This window comes from Ignavibacteriota bacterium, assembly GCA_016713565.1.
Lineage (GTDB): Bacteria > Bacteroidota > Ignavibacteria > Ignavibacteriales > Melioribacteraceae.
Window position 1 is genome coordinate 32,641 of the sequence record JADJOX010000006.1, and the last position, 17,743, is coordinate 50,383.

Annotated in this window: 14 protein-coding genes and 1 tRNA gene; all 15 read left to right on the forward strand. The window is 29.7% G+C overall.

Annotated features, from left to right (window positions below; all coding sequences use genetic code 11):
• The first annotated feature begins 32 nt into the window (after positions 1-32).
• The 15 genes from IPK06_06355 to trpS all read left to right on the forward strand — a co-directional run bounded on the left by IPK06_06355 (position 33) and on the right by trpS (position 17,743).
• A complete protein-coding gene (locus IPK06_06355) occupies positions 33-1,526 on the forward strand; it encodes an OmpA family protein (GenBank protein ID MBK7979615.1) in 1,494 nt (497 codons plus the stop codon).
• Positions 1,527-1,529: 3 nt separating this feature from the next.
• Positions 1,530-2,996: a PEGA domain-containing protein gene (locus IPK06_06360; protein MBK7979616.1), complete on the forward strand. Its 1,467-nt coding sequence runs from the start codon at positions 1,530-1,532 to the stop codon at positions 2,994-2,996.
• A gap of 112 nt (positions 2,997-3,108) precedes the next feature.
• Positions 3,109-3,182: transfer RNA gene (locus tag IPK06_06365), tRNA-Pro, on the forward strand.
• A gap of 41 nt (positions 3,183-3,223) precedes the next feature.
• Positions 3,224-4,702, forward strand: coding sequence for an amidophosphoribosyltransferase (locus tag IPK06_06370; protein ID MBK7979617.1), 1,479 nt, complete (start codon positions 3,224-3,226; stop codon positions 4,700-4,702).
• A complete protein-coding gene (locus tag IPK06_06375; protein MBK7979618.1) occupies positions 4,692-4,895 on the forward strand; it encodes a hypothetical protein in 204 nt (67 codons plus the stop codon). Before IPK06_06370 ends, IPK06_06375 begins: the two co-directional genes overlap by 11 nt.
• Positions 4,896-4,910: 15 nt before the next feature.
• Positions 4,911-6,728 carry a S8 family serine peptidase gene (locus tag IPK06_06380; protein ID MBK7979619.1) on the forward strand — a complete coding sequence of 606 codons (1,818 nt, stop codon included), beginning with the start codon at positions 4,911-4,913 and terminating at the stop codon, positions 6,726-6,728.
• 7 nt (positions 6,729-6,735) lie between these two features.
• Complete coding sequence (locus tag IPK06_06385; protein ID MBK7979620.1) at positions 6,736-8,886, forward strand: hypothetical protein; 2,151 nt, start codon at positions 6,736-6,738, stop codon at positions 8,884-8,886.
• A gap of 1 nt (position 8,887) precedes the next feature.
• The gene (locus IPK06_06390) at positions 8,888-9,448 is read left to right on the forward strand and encodes a CDP-alcohol phosphatidyltransferase family protein (GenBank protein ID MBK7979621.1); all 561 of its coding nucleotides are present in this window, start codon (positions 8,888-8,890) and stop codon (positions 9,446-9,448) included.
• 1 nt (position 9,449) lies between these two features.
• Entirely contained in the window at positions 9,450-10,388 is a 939-nt protein-coding gene (ftsY, locus tag IPK06_06395; protein ID MBK7979622.1) for a signal recognition particle-docking protein FtsY, read from the forward strand.
• Positions 10,389-10,763: 375 nt separating this feature from the next.
• Positions 10,764-10,952: a hypothetical protein gene (locus tag IPK06_06400; GenBank protein ID MBK7979623.1), complete on the forward strand. Its 189-nt coding sequence runs from the start codon at positions 10,764-10,766 to the stop codon at positions 10,950-10,952.
• 127 nt (positions 10,953-11,079) lie between these two features.
• Complete coding sequence (gene mnmA, locus IPK06_06405; GenBank protein MBK7979624.1) at positions 11,080-12,147, forward strand: tRNA 2-thiouridine(34) synthase MnmA; 1,068 nt, start codon at positions 11,080-11,082, stop codon at positions 12,145-12,147.
• Positions 12,148-12,166: 19 nt separating this feature from the next.
• Positions 12,167-12,715: an HNH endonuclease gene (locus IPK06_06410; GenBank protein MBK7979625.1), complete on the forward strand. Its 549-nt coding sequence runs from the start codon at positions 12,167-12,169 to the stop codon at positions 12,713-12,715.
• Positions 12,716-12,847: 132 nt separating this feature from the next.
• Positions 12,848-15,004 carry a T9SS type A sorting domain-containing protein gene (locus IPK06_06415; protein MBK7979626.1) on the forward strand — a complete coding sequence of 719 codons (2,157 nt, stop codon included), beginning with the start codon at positions 12,848-12,850 and terminating at the stop codon, positions 15,002-15,004.
• A gap of 3 nt (positions 15,005-15,007) precedes the next feature.
• Positions 15,008-16,600, forward strand: a complete 1,593-nt coding sequence (locus IPK06_06420; GenBank protein MBK7979627.1) for a cellulase family glycosylhydrolase — start codon at positions 15,008-15,010, stop codon at positions 16,598-16,600.
• A 189-nt stretch (positions 16,601-16,789) separates the two neighbouring features.
• Entirely contained in the window at positions 16,790-17,743 is a 954-nt protein-coding gene (gene trpS, locus IPK06_06425; protein MBK7979628.1) for a tryptophan--tRNA ligase, read from the forward strand.

Genomic DNA, 17,743 nt, shown 5'->3' on the forward strand with positions numbered 1-17,743 from the left:
CAATTATATATTTAATTGTATATTTTTAGAACATGATAAGAAAATACTTTTTTATTCTGATTATTATAAACTGTTTAACACTTACTACTTTTGCGCAAAGCAGTAAAAACATACATCCTTATTCTAATGATTTATTACTTACATTGGGAGTTGGACCAAATTACGCTTTAACAGATTATGAAAATTCAAATTTTGGTTTATCGTTTGTCGGCGGTTTGGAATATTATTTACCAACTTCTAATAGAAACGTTTTCGGCTTTAAATTGAACTTATCGCAAGAGAATATTTCAGGAGATAAAAATTTTCTCGGACTACCTAATACTTACAATACAGATTTTACATCTGCAGGATTGGGAATTATCTATTCACATTCCTTTACTAATGTTTTTTGTCCTTTCGTTTCTATTGGCGCCGCATATGATTGGTATACTTTTCAAACAGATGGAGTTAAAAGTATTTACTTTAATTATTCTAATGGCGGTGAAAAGAATTCTTTAGTTTATACTGTAAATGGCGGATTTAGGTTTAATGTTTCGAATGGGATTGGAATTTCCGCTGATATTGGTTATAACTATATAGCAAATGACAATTTGGATGCGATTAAAATTGGTGAATTTGAAGACTTTTATTTATGTGCGAACATTGGTATAATCATAAATTTATTTAATGAAGATATTGATAGTGATGGTGACGGAATTGTTGATTCTAAAGATCTTTGTCCAAGCGAAGCCGAAGATATTGATGGATTTCATGACGAAGACGGATGTCCAGACAATGATAATGATGGAGATGGAATTAAAGATGATAATGACCTTTGTCCAAATATCAAAGAAGATTTTGACGGATTTAAGGATGAAGACGGTTGTCCCGACGAAGACAATGATAATGACGGTATAAAAGACGCGGATGATTTATGTCAAAACAATAAAGAAGATTTTGATGGATTTCAAGATGAAGACGGTTGTCCTGATATAGATAATGATAATGATGGAATATTAGATGCCGATGATAAATGTCCAAATGCTCCTGAAACATTTAATGGTTATCAAGATGAAGACGGTTGCCCTGACGAAGCACCAAAACCTGTAATTATTGAAAAAGAAAAACAACCTGAAGTAAAAGAAAAACCTAAAAAAGTTAAAGAAGAAAAGAAAGAATCAGTTGATTTAACTAACGTTCCGAGTATTTTTTCTCTTCAAGGCGAATCAACTTTTTCAGCAAATAACTTACAAATAAAGAGTTCCGCAAATAGCAGATTAAATGAAATTGCTGAACAAATGAAAAAATATCCTTCCGTTAAGTGGAGAATTGAAGTTCATATTGATAAACAGAATTCTGCCGTGGAAGCATCGTCTATAACCAGACAGCAGGCATCTGCAATTTTAAGTTATTTAATATCAAGAGGCGTATCATCCGAAAATCTGCAGGCGGTCGGTCTCGGTGATTCTTCACCTGTTTCAAACAATAATACGGTTTATGGAAGGATGAAAAATAAACGAGTAATAATTAAACGGTTATCAAATTAGATTATGAGAAACTCATTTATTAAAATTCTTGTCTTATTTACGATTTTTATTATTGCAAATTCTTGCGTTGAAGATCATGTAATGCCTAAAATCGGTACTGTTTTTATTACATCGGATCCTATTGGAGCAAAAATATTTCTTGATGATGAAGATCAGAATAAGCAAACTCCTGATTCACTGAACAATCTTCTAGAAGGCGAATATAAAATAACATTGAAATTAAATGAATTTAATGATACAACTTTTAATATCAATGTGAAGAATCATTCGAATATCTCAGAAAATATTTATTTGAATGAATCTAACCCAAAAGGTAAAATAATTTTAAATTCAAGTCCGTCTGGAGCGCAGATTTATCTAGATGGAATTAATACAGGTAAAACAACACCAGATACTTTAAAGAATTTAAGAAGAGGCAGTTACAATATTAAATTAAAATTAAGTCTGTATGATGACTCTGATTTCCAAGTAGAATTGAATAAAGATCAAACAATTAGCAAAAATACACAAATGTTAGTTGCCGGCACTTCTTCAAGTTTAGCCATAACTTCTAATCCGTCAGGAGCAACAATTACCATAAATGATGAAGCAATTAATAAGACAACACCTTATACTTTGAAACCAATTAGTTCAGGCACATATAAAATAAAACTATCATTAGTAAACTATAGAGACACAACAGTAACTGTAAGTGTTTCATCCGGTGAAGCTAAAACGGCAAATATTAACCTTACTCTTTATGAACCAAGAGGAAGTATTTCTCTTACATCAAATCCTACGAATGCTGCAATTTTTATTGATGGAACAAATACTAATTTGTTTACGCCTAATAAATTATCAAAGCTTGAAGCCGGTCAATATGAAATCACATTAAAATATTTGGGATACTATGATACAACATTTACGGTAAACGTAAACAGAGATCAGAATACTACAGTTCCAATAGTCAATATGCAGTTTTTACCTGAAATAGGTGATTTTAAAATAAACTCTGATCCTGTTGGTGCTGATATTTATGTCGATGGTTTAAGCACGGGATTTTCTACTCCTCATACTTTTGTAACATTACTTGTAAAAGAATACAGTGTTACTTTGAAATTGAAAGATTTTGCTGATACGACAATAAATTTTGATTTAATTAAAGATAATGTTGTTGATCTTGGAACTGTTTATTTAAGAGATATCGTTCCAGCAGTTGATGTCATAATTGATTATAAAATAAATTCAAATCAACAATTGGTGTTCTCGTTTATATTTAATCAGGATATTAAATTAACTTCTATTTCCGCCGAAGATCCAAACGGTACTACTTGGCCGCAAAGTTTTAATGAATTGGTGCCAAAAGGCAGAGTTAAAGATATTATTTACCCTGAAAAAATAAACGGTAAATGGAAGTTTACGATTTCAGGTAATAAAACCGGCGGTAGGAAAGCTGATTTTGAGATTAGCGAAGAAGTTACAGTTCAATAATTAAAATTTTGGAAAATATTTTTGCCTAAAAGCAATAAACATATTTATTATTTTTCGGTGAAAAAACATAATCATTAAAAAGAAAATTTAATTTAATGGAATAAAACAAATTCGGAACGTAGCGCAGTCCGGTAGCGTACTTGAATGGGGTTCAAGGGGTCGCGGGTTCAAATCCCGCCGTTCCGACTCATAAACTCTTCATAAAACAAAAACAATTGAGATCAAAATTGAATAACGATAAACCACAATGCCATTGCGGTATTTTTGGAATTTTTGGTATTGAAAACCCGGCTATTTATACTTATTACGGATTGCACGCACTTCAACATAGAGGGCAGGAAGCTTCTGGAATTATTACTGCGTCAACTACTTCAAATCAGAAAACAAAATTCAATATTCATAAAGGTATTGGCTTAGTTTCTGAAGTATTTTCAGATTCTGAAATATTTGAAAAGAAACTAAATGGTTTCGCGGCGGTTGGTCATAATAGATATTCTACGACGGGTGCTTCCGATTCTTTTAAAAATATTCAGCCCTTTACCGTTAATTATCGAATGGGAAACTTGGCAATTGCGCATAACGGTCAATTGACAAATTCTGATAAAATTAGAAGTGAGCTTATTGATGAAGGAGCAATATTTCAAACGACAAGCGATACAGAAGTTATTCTTCATTTAATTGCACGCTGTAAATTAGAATCACAAATTGAACAAGTAATTGAAGCACTTAGAAAAGTTGAAGGAGCTTTTTCGGTAATTATTTTAACGGATGATAAATTAATTGCCGCACGGGATCCAAACGGTTTTAGACCTTTAGCCCTAGGCAAGATAAATGATTCTTTCGTAATTGCTTCGGAAACTTGTGCTTTTGATATTAATGATATAGAATATATTAGAGATGTTGAACCCGGTGAACTTTTGGTAATTGACATTAATACGAAAAATCTAGATGATATAAAATCATATAAACTAAATGAAAAATCGGTAAGTAAAAAACATTGTGTTTTTGAATTTATTTATTTTTCAAGACCTGACAGTAGAATATTCGGTTCTAATGTAGACAAAATTAGAAGAAAATTGGGCAAAGTGCTTGCAAATCATCATCCGGTTTATCCTGATAATCCTGATGAAAAAGTTATTGTGATTAGTGTTCCGGATAGTTCTAATACTGTGGCAATTGGCTATCAAACACAATTAGAAAAAATGGGAATTCGTTCAAAACATGAAATTGGATTGATAAGGAGTCATTATATAGGCAGAACTTTTATTCTACCCGGACAAGGCAAAAGGGAAGTTGGCGTTAGAATTAAATTTAATACCGTAAAAGGTGTGCTTGAAGATAAAAAGGTTGTATTAATTGACGATTCAATTGTTAGAGGAACAACCTCTAAACAATTGATTAAATTGATAAGAGATGCCGGAGCACGCTCAATTCATGTAAGGATTTCTTCGCCACCAATTCTTCATCCTTGTTATTACGGCATGGATTTTCCTTCTGAGGAAGAATTGATCGCTAACAAATTCAACGGGAATATTAAAGAAATAGAAAAATATCTTGGCGTTGAATCATTAAATTATATGTCGTTAGATCAAATGTTGGAAGCAATGGTTGATCATAAACCGGAAGATTTTTGTACTGCTTGCTTTTCAGGTAATTACCCCGTTTCGGTAAATACAAATTTCGAAAAGTCAGCCTATGAAATTTAAAATTATAGTAATAATTGTATTTTCAGTAAATACTATAATTTTTTCGCAGGCAAAGTATTTTATTAAATTTAATAGTAATTTGTCCGTTACCGAATGTGAATCCATTATTGAACAAAAATTTTATGTGAATAGTTTAGCCAAACGTTCAAAGCAGTTTTATTATTCTTTGGCTAAAAATACAACAACCGTCTAATCTAAATTTGATAATATTTTTATTGTAGATTTTTCACCCGATCAAAATAATCTCCTCATTGATTTTCGGAACGATCCTTCTGTAGTATTTCTTCAGCAATCCTTAATTTACAAAATTGACACATTACCTAGCGATTCACTTTTTTCCGAACAATGGGGTTTACAAAATATTGGAGCTGAAAAAGCATGGGATTTAATACCGCAAAATGCTGAAAAAATTATTCTTGCAATTATTGATACCGGAATCGATTATTTTCATCCGGATTTGAAAGATCAGTTTTTTGTTAATCCGCATGAAACCGGTATTGATAATCAAGGCAATGATAAATCTACAAACGGAATTGACGATGACGGTAATGGATTCATTGATGATTTTTCTGGATGGGATTTTGTAAATAAAGTAAATTTAATTTCAAATTCCGCAAATAGTGATTTTTTTGATTGGGATAACGACCCAATTGATGAAAACGGTCATGGAACAAATGTAGCTGGAATTATTGGAGCACGACATAATTCAATAGGAATAGCCGGAGTTAATCAAAATATACAAATATTAAATTTGCGCGCGTTCGATAAAAATGGGAACGGTGACGAAGATGACGTAGCTTCAGCTATTATTTATGCGGTTAATATGGGTGCAAAAATCATCAATATGAGCTGGGGAGATTCAGAATATTCTCAAATTTTAAAAGATGTAATTGACTACGCTGATTCGAAAGGAGTTGTTTTAGTAGCTAGTTCAGGCAACAGTGGTTCTGACCTTCCACATTTTCCATCAGGTTTCAATAATGTAATTAGTGTCGGTGCAATTCAAAAAAATGAAACGCTTGCCGGATTTTCCAACTTTGGCTCTTCAATTGATTTAGTAGCGCCGGGTTCACAGATTATAACAACAGATCTAAACAATTCATACAAAAATGTAAGTGGAACTTCAGCCTCAGCGCCGTTTGTTAGTGCTTCAGCTTCAATCCTATTATCTTACAATAGTTTTTCAAGTGAAGAAGTAAAACAAATTTTAAAGACTACCGCTAAGGATTTGGGAAATTTAGGATGGGATGAAAAATATGGAGCAGGAAACTTAAATCTTAGCAATGCCTTAAGCTTGCTTTTACCTTCTGAGTTTAAGATAAATTTCCCTGAGAATGATTACTGCACAAATTCAAATGAACTTACAATAAACATTACTTGCATTTCACCTTTGTTTAAAAATTACAAAATACAATATGGAATCGGATTTAATCCCTTAAATTGGAATGATATCGATATAGAAAATAATGAATATCAAGTTTTGAATGAAAATATCCATACACTTAACCTTAAAGAACTAATTGATACAGTTTACACAATTAGGCTAATTGTAAATACAAGTAATGAAAGAACTTTCGAAGAACGTTCCAGTTTCGTTATTGATAGAACAAAACCAAAGATCATTTCTTATTTCATTTCTCCGGCATTGTTAAATGATAACGAAACAATACAAGCATCAATAATAACGGATGATAAAACAACCGCGCAGATTTTTTATAGAAAAAAAAACAGTGATGAAAAATTCAATTCAATCTATTTGGATAACTTTTCTTCCGAAATTAAAATAATTTCGCAAAAACATCACGGTTTTCTTCCGAACGATATTATTCAAAATCCATTCGAAATCGAATTTTATTTTGTATTAACCAACCAAGCAGGATTGGAGTATTCTTTATTCAACAACGATAATTATTTTACAATTGAAAGTTCACTTGAAAAAAATACATTACTATTAAATAAAAAACCGTATTCGCTTCCGATAGGTAGAATTTTCCCTGAACAAATTAATTTTTTTGAATATAGATAATAATTATGTGTTCATTAATGAAAATACATCTCCAGCCGATTTAAGTATATATAAGTTTGAAAACGGACAATTTGTAAAAACCAAGACTTTGAAAAACAGAATTCCGGTTTCATTTGGAAATTTCAATAACGATGAAACAAATGATATTTTAAGTCTATTTGTTAAAAACGGTTATATAGAAACACAGACTGAAACAGATAAAATTGAATTTAAAAATGTTTTTGCCGATTCAACACAAAATTTTTGGCCGGCAAATGTCGAAGATTTAGATAAAGATCAAAAAACAGAAATAATTGCGTTTTCAAGCGATTCAACCTTTTCAATATGGGAAGTTCAAAATGATTATAGTATGATTCTTGAAAAAGAACTTAAGATTTTTAATACAAATCAATCGACAATTTCTAACGCAAGTTTTAGAAATAATCAAGCGATAGTTGGAGATTTTGATTCAGATGGAAAAAATGAAATTTTAATTTCGGATAATTTCGGCAGAATGCTTTTTTACGAAATAGCGAATGATAAAAGTTATAAAAATGATTTCATTTTGGAAAATCACTTTAATTTGGAAGCCAACTGTCAAATAGCAAAAGGAGATTTTAACGGAGATGGAATTTTGGATTTCTGCATACATACAAAGTTTGAAGATGATTCTTTTATTAATCCGATTTCCAATTTAACGGTTTATTCAATTATACAAGGCAATTTAGAAATTCTTTTTGAAAAAATGTTAATTACTACCGATGAAATTACAAAAGGAATTTCTGATAAATCATATTCATCATTGAGGCTGAAAGATTTGACCGGAGATAGTAAAGAAGAAATCATAGTTTCTCAAAATCCGAATCTCTATATTTTTGAATATGAAATTGATATGCCAAGGTTACTGTTTTATCAAAATAACGTAAATTCACAGTCAATATTTATTGGTGATCTTGACGGTAATTCCGTAAATGATATTGGAATTCCGAATGAAGGAGAATTATTTTTTAAAGAAATTGAAAACATTTTTACGCTACCAACTCCGGTAATTACGGATTTTTATAATTACGATTCGAGTAAAAACTTTATTCAGTGGCAGAACAATGATTTTATGGTAAAAATTTATAAAGGAAATTCAAATAATGATTTAGTTCTTTATGATTCTACTTCTGCAAACTATTTTATTGATTCTATTAAAACACAAAGTATAAATTATTATGCAGTTGAATATTGGGATAAAAATGACTTTAAAGTTTCTTCAAAAAGTAAAATTATTGAATTAGTTTCGCATGCTCCTGGAGTTCTTGAAAAAATAAATGTTAAAAACAAAAATAGTATTGAGATATTATTTTCACTTCCGTTAAATCAAAATTCGGTTAAATTGAACAACTTGTCAATTGATGATATTTTTCCGAATTCAATTGTTTTCAATTCTGAAAATAGCTTTATAATTTACACAAAAAATGAGCTGCAAAATGGAACTCATAAATTCAAATTTGTAAAAATAAGAGACATTTATAATTCTCCTTTTTATACTGAATCAGAGAACTTTCTAGTAAATTCGGAAAGTATTGAAGAAAACAAATTATTTATTCAAAACTATAAACTTTTGGATAATTTTAATATTTCAATTACATTTAATCTTAATTTAGATACGGTAACTGTTTTAAATAAAAACAATTATAGTATATCTCCTAATAATTTAGTTAATAGTATAAATTTTCAAAAAGGATTGAAAAACTCAATTATTATTACTGTCAAAAAACCCGTTGGAGCCATAGGCAAAGAAAGTATATTAACTTTAACCAATATTTTATCTTCAAAAGAAACGGGAAATATTGGTTTGAAAGAAAATTCCGGCGGTCAAATATTCATTTCCGGTAATGCTGAAAATTTAAACGATGTTTTTGTTTACCCAAACCCAGTTAAACTAAATGATAATAATCAAATAACTTTTGCTAATTTAACTCAAAATACAGAAATTTATGTCTTTTCTTTAAGTGGAGAGCTTCAGATAAAATTGATAAAAGATGATGGCGACGGCGGGATTTCGTGGAATTTAATAAATTTGGAAAATGAAACAATTTCTTCAGGCATATATTTTTACAAAATAATTTCATTTGATTCAGATGGAAATAAAAAAGAAACAAAAATGAATAAATTTGCGGTGATTAAATAAAATGAAAATTGAATTTAATAAAATTCATACTGTTTCAAATTATATAAGTTTTATAAGACTATTCCTCGCGATCCCAATTTTTTATTTTGTCAGCAATATTGATAAAATAAACGGAGCCCGAACTTATTTGATATCTTTGTATTTGTTTGCTTATTTAACAGATATTTTGGATGGATATTTCGCTAGGAAATTAAATGAAATTTCTGAACTAGGAAAGATTATTGATCCTTTCGCGGATAAATTTCTTGTAATAATGATCGTAATATTTTATTATAACTATGATCTGATTCCACAATTATATTTCTGGGTAATTATTTTAAGAGATTTGTTTATTTTTACCGGCGGAATTTTTGTTTCTAAAAAAATTGGATCTGTGTTGCCTTCTAATTATTTAGGAAAATTTACGGTACTTTTAATCGGAATTTTTCTCATTATAGTTACGTTGGGTTACAAATCATCAGATTTATTATATCAAATATTTTACTTTATTACTATTTTACTAAGCATACTATCTGTAATAGTTTATGCTGTAAGAGGTTATAAAGAAATTAATAAGGCTTAAAATGAATTTATTTAAAAACTTAAACTTAGGCAAATTAAAGAATGGATTGACCAAGACCCGGGAAAAAATATTTAACAGTATTTCCGAAACTATCAGCGGAAAAGCAATAATTGATGAAGAAGTATTGGATGAACTTGAAGAAGTTTTGATAACAAGTGATATTGGAATGGATACAGCTGAACGAGTAATTGAAGCCGCAAGAAAATCATTAAAAAGTGAAAAGGAAAGATCGGAAGAAAAAATAATCTCAATCATTAAAAATGAATTAATAAAATCTCTTGATGAACATAATAAATACAAAAGTGAATTTGAACAAATCGAAAAATTCAAGCCTTTTGTGATTTTAATTGTCGGTGTTAACGGAGCAGGTAAAACAACAACTATTGGAAAACTAGCCAGAAATTATAAAAGCGCTGGTTTGCGCGTAGTTATTGGATCTGCTGATACATTTAGAGCCGCCGCAAATGAGCAACTGGAAATTTGGGCAAAAAGAGCCGGCGTTGATTTAATTCAAAGGGAGCACGGTTCAGATCCAAGTGCGGTTGCTTATGATACCTTGATTTCGGCCAAACAAAGTAACGCGGATATTGTAATTATAGATACAGCCGGAAGATTGCATACAAAAACAAACTTAATGGATGAACTTAAAAAAATTAAAAGAGTTTTGACCAAAGTTTTAGATTACGCGCCAAATGAAATCTTCTTGGTAATTGACGGAAATACTGGGCAAAATGGTTTAGTTCAAGCTCAAGAATTTTCAAAAGCAACTGATTTAACCGGCTTGATTATTACTAAACTTGATGGGACCGCAAAAGGAGGCATTGTTTTTCAAATTACATCTGAACAAAAAATCCCTGTAAAATATATTGGAGTAGGTGAAGGAATTGAAGATCTGCAAACTTTTGATTCAAAAGAATTTGTTAACGCTATCTTTGGTTAGATATTAAGTAATCCAAAAATATCTCGTTAATATAAGGCTAATTTTTTATTTCTAACTTTTCCATGACAAACAAAAATAAATCCACTTATTAAACTTTTTAAAGTATCTCACTCCACAAATTTCGTAAATATTTACGATATGGTCTTTACATCTCAAAGAAGATGTTAATTGGAATTTTCCGTTAAGATTTTTCGGTACTGAATTAAGTTATTTACATTCAATTAAATATTCGTTGATAATAAATCAGTTGAAGTTTATGCATTGAATTTTAATATATCACCATTAACCGATTCATATTTTTCGCAATTTGGTATACAGTAATTTATATCGAATGAATATGATTATATCCAAATATTTAATGAAGAGGAAGATATTTTGTATAAAGTCAGTATTTATAATTTTATTTCCGAGATTGAATTAGAAAGGAACGGATATATAAATCTTAGAATTGGCTGTTATGACAAAATTAATAAAGAATTTTACCACGCTTTGGAAATTCCGAATAAAACTGATTTACTTATTTTCATTAAAAACGAAGATGAAAAAATCTACTTCGATAAATAAATATTACATTAACGCATTTATGTTTTGAGATTCCTAATTGTATAGCTTATTTTATCTCAATTTCCTAAATTAGCTTTTAAAATTTTTAGAAAGATTTGTTTTGAACAAAAATAGAGTTATAGTAGCAATGAGCGGAGGAGTAGATTCATCAGTCGCCGCGGCATTATTGAAAAGACAAGGATTTGAAGTAATTGGCATAACAATGAAAACTTGGGGCTTTATGGAAGTTGGTGGAGCGCCAAAACATGAATCAGGCTGTTGTTCGTTAGACGCAATTTTCGACGCAAAAAGTATAGCAACAAAATTCGATTTTCCTCATTATACGGTTGACTTTACAAAAGCATTTGAAGATACTGTTATTAATGATTTTGTTGAAGAATACCTAAACGGTAGAACTCCTAATCCATGTGTAATTTGTAACAGAAAAATTAAATGGGAGGAACTGTTAAGCAAAGCCGATTCACTTGATGCTTATTATATTGCAACAGGACACTACGCAAAAGTTGAATATAATGATCAAACAGATCGTTATTGTTTAAAGTTAGGTACCGATTCACATAAAGATCAAACTTATGCCTTGTGGGGTTTAACTCAGGAAAGTTTAAGTAGGACATTGTTTCCATTAAGTCAATTAACAAAACCTGAAGTTCGTAAAATTGCGGAAGAATTAGGTATTAAAACCGCAAATAAACCTGATAGCCAAGAAATTTGTTTTGTTGCGGATAATAATTATGAAAGATTTTTACGCGAGAGAATACCAGATGTAATTGACAAAATTGAAAAAGGCGATTTAATTTTTGAAGGTGAAAAAATTGGAAATCATAAAGGAATTCCATTTTATACAATTGGTCAAAGAAAAGGTTTGGGCATTTCTTTAGGAAAACCGGTTTATGTGAAAGAAATAAATAAGGAAACAAATTCTGTTGAATTAGGAAACAGCGAAGATCTTTTTGAAGTAAATTTAAAAGCAAACCAAATTAACTATGTGAGTGTGAGTAGTTTAAATGTCGGCAGCATTGTTAAAGCTAAAATTAGATATTCTGATAAAGGAAGTAAGGCTGAAATACTTAAAGCTGATGAAAATGAAATAATTTTAAAATTTACAGAACCCAAAAGGGCAATAACTCCAGGACAATCACTTGCAGTTTATGATGAGCAAGGCTATTTATTGGTTGGAGGAGTAATATTTAAATAAAATTATTTTACTGATTGATATATTTTATGGAGAAAAGTTCGAACATCAAAATTTACATAATGGCGTTTTAAATGCAAGAGTCCTTTTATTAAACCAAAGTTATGAACCGCTTATATTATGCTCGGCTAAAAAAGCTGTTGTCCTAATTTACTTGAGAAAGGCAGAAATAATAAAAGAGAATCCTAAACTTTCTGTAAGATCAGTAACAACCGTACTTCCTTGGCCTAGTGTAATTAGACTTAAAACATATGTAAGAATTCCCCACAGCAATATAAATCTTACCAGAAAAAATATTTTACGAAGAGATAACCATAAATGCGCATATTGTGGAAGAGGTGATTTGGCGTTTACTGTAGATCATATAATTCCTAAAGCGCACGGCGGAAAAGATACCTGGGAAAATTTAGTTACAGCGTGTCTGCCATGTAATAATAGAAAGGGCGATAGAACACCAGATGAAGCTAATATGATTTTAAAAATTAAACCGCATAAACCAAATCATATTATGTTTATCCTAAATTCGATCAGTAGAATTGATGACAACTGGAAACCTTATCTTTTTCAATAACAAATAAAAATTTCGATTATAATGATTAACACTAATATTAATATGACATTAAGGTATTGTTATTCATATTATTATTGAATAGTTTAATTAATATAAAATATGAATTTTAATAAAAATTTTGGATGCAGAAAAATGAAAAACATTAGACTTTTTATAATGATATTTATTTTGTCCTTTAACAATTTATTTTCATACGGCTATCTTTACGTTAATAATCCCAAAGGTTGGTTTTGGGGCCAAGGAACAATTGATGAAGCTATAATTTCAATTCAACCTAAAGGGATGTATGTTGAGTATGGTTTTTATTTAACGTTTTCAGCGAAAAATTATTATGGTCTTACAAACCAAGATACTTTGGAAGCGGTTTATGATTTTGACTTACCCGATAACTCAATTGTTACGGATTCATGGCTTTGGATTGGAGAAGATATTATTAGAGGAAAAATATTAGATAGATGGACTGCCTCTCAGATATATGAAGGAATAGTAAATAGAAGAAGAGATCCTTCCGTGCTTTATAAGCAGTACGAAAATCATTATCAATTAAAAGTTTATCCGTTGCCAGCAAATGAATCGAGAAAAATTAAACTGACTTTTTTAGTACCAGCTGTTTGGAGTTCAAAATTTGTTGAATCTTCAATACCAATTGAACTTTTAAAAGCCGGATATATCGGGTTCAATAATGTTTTTATTATTAATAGAAACAGTAAGGAATGGAAAAATCCTAAATTGCTTGAATTTCCTGAAAAAAACTTTGAGCAAAAATATGATGAAAAGTTAGGTAATTATTTTGAGACAAGTTTTTCGAGCTCAGAGCTACAAAACAAATCTGCAATAAATTTTATTGTAGATGCGCCGTTTAATAATGGTTTGTATTTAAGCAAATTTGAAGGTAAAGATGAAAATCTATATCAATTGGCATATTTACCAGCATCAAATATTTCAATTCAAAATCAAAAAAGAGCCGCTATTCTAGTTGACTTTGATGCTTCAAAAACTTCTTTATCAAAGGAAGAAATTTTGCAAAGTATTAAAACATTGCTTTATAATCAATTTAATGAAAATGATTATTTTAATATTATTTTTTCAAATCTATCAATAAATAGATTGAGCGAAAATTGGATCAAAGCTGACAGCTCAACCATAAATAGTGTCTTTAATAATATTTCATCAAATAATCTTTCAAATTACAGCAATCTGCCGGCACTTCTTTCTAATGGAATAAACTTCATCAATACATCTGAAGGAAATGGTGAAATTATTTTACTTGCAAATTCAGAACAAGTTGGTGAAAGCGAAGTTGCAAATGATTTAATTAAAGATTTATCCGATATGATGGACAAAGAGATTAAAATTAACATTGGTGATTATATTGAAAACAACTACAATTGGTATTACATTAACAATAGAAGTTATAGAGGGAATGAATATTTTTATGAAAATTTATCTAGAATAACCGGAGGTAATTTTAAGCGAGTTGACTATAACTATTCATATAATACAATGGTGAATGAGATATTTGAATCACTTGGAATTTTGATTTCATCTTATGATTTGCATACTTCAATGAGTAATGGATTTTGTTTTGGCAGAATAAATCAAAATGTAGCGGATAAACCGATTTATTTAAATACTCCGATAATCCAAGTTGGTAAATATTCCGGAGATTTTCCTTTTAAAATTGAATTTAACGGATTATATAATAACACACCATTTTCTGAAAAATTTGAGTTTAATGCTGATGAAATTCGAACTGGAGATTCTGTTACCGCCGCTATTTGGGCTGGCAATTTTATAAATAATTTGGAACAAGATAACAATTATTATTATCTGACAAATGATGAAATTAATGAAATTATTGATTTCAGTATAAAGAATAGAGTGTTATCATATTATACGGCATTTCTGTGTTTGGAACCTTCACTTGGTGGCGAAATATTTTATCTCGCGGAAGATGAGTCAGATTTAGTTAACGATATTAAAGTTACCGACGAAACACAAGCGGATACATTGTTTCAGGCTTACCCAAATCCCTTTAACAATGAAACAAATATTAAGATAAGATTAGGCAAAAAAATAGATCCGGAAAGTGCGACATTTAAAATTTATAATGTCCTAGGACAAGTTGTAAAAACATTTCAGCCAAATAACAAATTTGAATCAAATGAATTTGAATTTTTATGGAATGGATTGAACGATAACAACTCAACAATTGCAAGCGGTAATTACTTTTTTGTGATGAATTATAAAGGAAAAGTAAGAACATTGAAATTAGCTTTAGTAAAATAAATAATGAAAATTTTATTTATTTCCTTTTTAATTACGACAAATATATTTTGCCAAAATCATTTTAGCAAAGGAGTAAACCTAACAAATTGGTTTCAAGTAGAAAATTCTGTCCAAATTGATTTTACTAAATTTACAAAGGATGACTTCAAATACCTTAAATCTATTGGGTGCGATGTTGTTCGTATTCCAATAAATTTTCAGGCAATGACAGATAAGAACAATAATTATAATGTTGATAACTATTTACTTTTTCTTTTGGATAATGTTTGCGACTGGGCAGAGGAATTAAATTTAAACATTATTATAGATAATCATCCTTTCAGAAAAGATATAACAAATGAGAATTATGCCGAAATTTTAACTCCTATATGGAAACAGCTAAGTAAACATTTTAAAGATAGATCAAATTTAATTTATTACGAAATTTTAAATGAACCGCATGGAATTGATAATTCCATGTGGAATAAGATTCAGACTAATGTAGTTAGAGAAATTAGAAAAATTGATAATGCTCATACAATTATTATTGGAGCTGCTGAATTTTATAGTTACGATCTTTTAAATTCACTTGAACTTTTAAACGATGAAAATATCATTTATACATTTCATTTTTACGATCCGTTTTTATTTACTCATCAAGGATCCGGCTGGGTTAATCCATCAATGGATAAAATAAAAAATATTCCTTTCCCGTATAGTAAAAGCAACCTGCCGAATTTAGATTTTTCGTATAAGAATACGTGGATCCAAAATATTTATAATCGCTATAATATTGAGGGAAGTGTTGTACATATAAAAAATTTACTTAATAAAATTTCACAATTTGGAAAATCAAAAAATGTAAAGTTATTCTGCGGTGAGTTTGGTGTATTAAATTACAGTGTAAATAATTCAGATAGAAATTTTTGGTATAAAATTGTTTCGGAATCTTTAACAAATGCGGATATCGCTTGGACTGTATGGGATTTTAATGGCGATTTCGGAATGTTTGATCATAACCAAAAAATTAATAAAAATCTTTTTGAATCTTTAAGTTTTAGTCCCAATGAATATAGAATAGTTATTTCGAATGTAAACAAAATAAAAATATTTTCTGATTTTACTGAAAAGGGAATAAAGCCGATAAGATCATCTGATGCAAAAAATTTATTATTTTCGAATACAATTACAGCCGAAGGAAAATATTCTATTCAATGGGAAAATCCGGAAAGATATTCAAATTTAAGTTTTGACTTCTTACCAAATTTAGATTTGGATGATTTTGTTAATAAAGCTGCGCTTGTATTCTCAATTAAATTTACTAATGATTCAAAGATTGACGTACGGTTGATAGATTCAAAAAATAATAATAGAAATGATCACTCATGGCGAAGAAGATTTACAATTACTTCCAATGATTTGAATAAATGGCAAAAAATCAGAATTCCGCTCAATCAATTTGAGGAAAATGGAGCATTTGAGAATGGGAAATGGTTAATGCCCGAAAATAAGTTTGATTGGAAGGATATTGATAAATTAGAATTCGTTGCAGAACATGAATCATTATTTGGTAAAACAATTTATTTGGATGACATTCAAATATTATTAAATGATTAAAACATTTTATTTTTTAATAAATTTATCAAAATCCTCTACTTTCAGCGCATAAAAATGTTGTATTACAAAAAAAGAAGTTCAACACTTTTCTAAAATTTTATTAAACAATTTTTGTAATTTTGGTTCTCTATTTTAATTAATATAAATACCGGAAATTTTGTGGAAATTAAGAAAAGAATTCTAAGCGGAATGAGACCAACAGGAAAATTACATCTTGGTCATTTTGTCGGTGCCTTGGAAAATTGGGTAAAACTTCAAAACGAATATGACAGCTTTCACTTAATTGCTGATCTTCACGTTTTAACAACGCAACTTGAAACGGATCAAATTTACCAAAATACAATAGATATGGTAATTGATTGGCTAGCAGTTGGATTAGATCCTCAAAAAGCTCCAATTTTTAGGCAATCTAAAATAAAAGAGCATTGTGAATTGTTTTTAATTTTTTCTATGTTGGTTACAAAAGCCAGACTAGAACGTAATCCAACTTTAAAAGATCAAGTTAGAGATTTAAATATTGAAAATATTATTTACGGACATTTAGGATATCCGGTTTTACAATCAGCCGATATTTTGCTGTACAAAGGCGAATTTGTTCCTGTTGGCGAAGATCAAGTGCCTCATGTTGAAATTACAAGAGAAATTGCGCGAAAATTCAATAATCAATATGGATTTGTTTTTGAAGAACCCAAGCCATTGCTTACTTCTTTTTCAAGATTAGTTGGTTTGGATGGTGACGCAAAAATGAGTAAATCATTAGGGAACACAATTCTTCTTTCAGATGAACCGCAAGAAGTTATTAACAAATTAAAAAAAGCAAAAACCGATCCCAATAAATTACGAAAAAACGATCCTGGAAACCCTGATATTTGTTTGGTTTTCAGTTATCATAAAAAGTTCAATGAATCGGAAATACCTGAAATTGATGTCGGCTGCAGAAGCGGAGCGTTAGGCTGTGTTGACTGCAAAATGAAATGTGCGGCAAAAATGAACTTATTTTTAAGTCCGATTCTTGAAAAAAGAAAAGAGCTTGAAAATAATATAAGTCAAGTTGAAGAGATAATTAATAATGGTGAATCAAGAGCAAGAGTTGTTGCGCAAAATACAATGCATGAAGTAAGAGAAGCAATGAAGTTGGGATAA

Excerpts from the sequence above, each read along its gene's own strand:
- IPK06_06355 (MBK7979615.1), top strand. The coding sequence starts at position 33 with ATGATAAGAAAATACTTTTTTATTCTGATTATTATAAACTGTTTAACA.
- IPK06_06360 (MBK7979616.1), top strand. The coding sequence starts at position 1,530 with ATGAGAAACTCATTTATTAAAATTCTTGTCTTATTTACGATTTTTATT.
- IPK06_06375 (MBK7979618.1), top strand. The coding sequence starts at position 4,692 with ATGAAATTTAAAATTATAGTAATAATTGTATTTTCAGTAAATACTATA.
- IPK06_06390 (MBK7979621.1), top strand. The coding sequence starts at position 8,888 with ATGAAAATTGAATTTAATAAAATTCATACTGTTTCAAATTATATAAGT.
- ftsY (MBK7979622.1), top strand. The coding sequence starts at position 9,450 with ATGAATTTATTTAAAAACTTAAACTTAGGCAAATTAAAGAATGGATTG.
- mnmA (MBK7979624.1), top strand. The coding sequence starts at position 11,080 with ATGAGCGGAGGAGTAGATTCATCAGTCGCCGCGGCATTATTGAAAAGA.
- IPK06_06415 (MBK7979626.1), top strand. The coding sequence starts at position 12,848 with ATGAAAAACATTAGACTTTTTATAATGATATTTATTTTGTCCTTTAAC.
- IPK06_06420 (MBK7979627.1), top strand. The coding sequence starts at position 15,008 with ATGAAAATTTTATTTATTTCCTTTTTAATTACGACAAATATATTTTGC.
- trpS (MBK7979628.1), top strand. The coding sequence starts at position 16,790 with ATGAGACCAACAGGAAAATTACATCTTGGTCATTTTGTCGGTGCCTTG.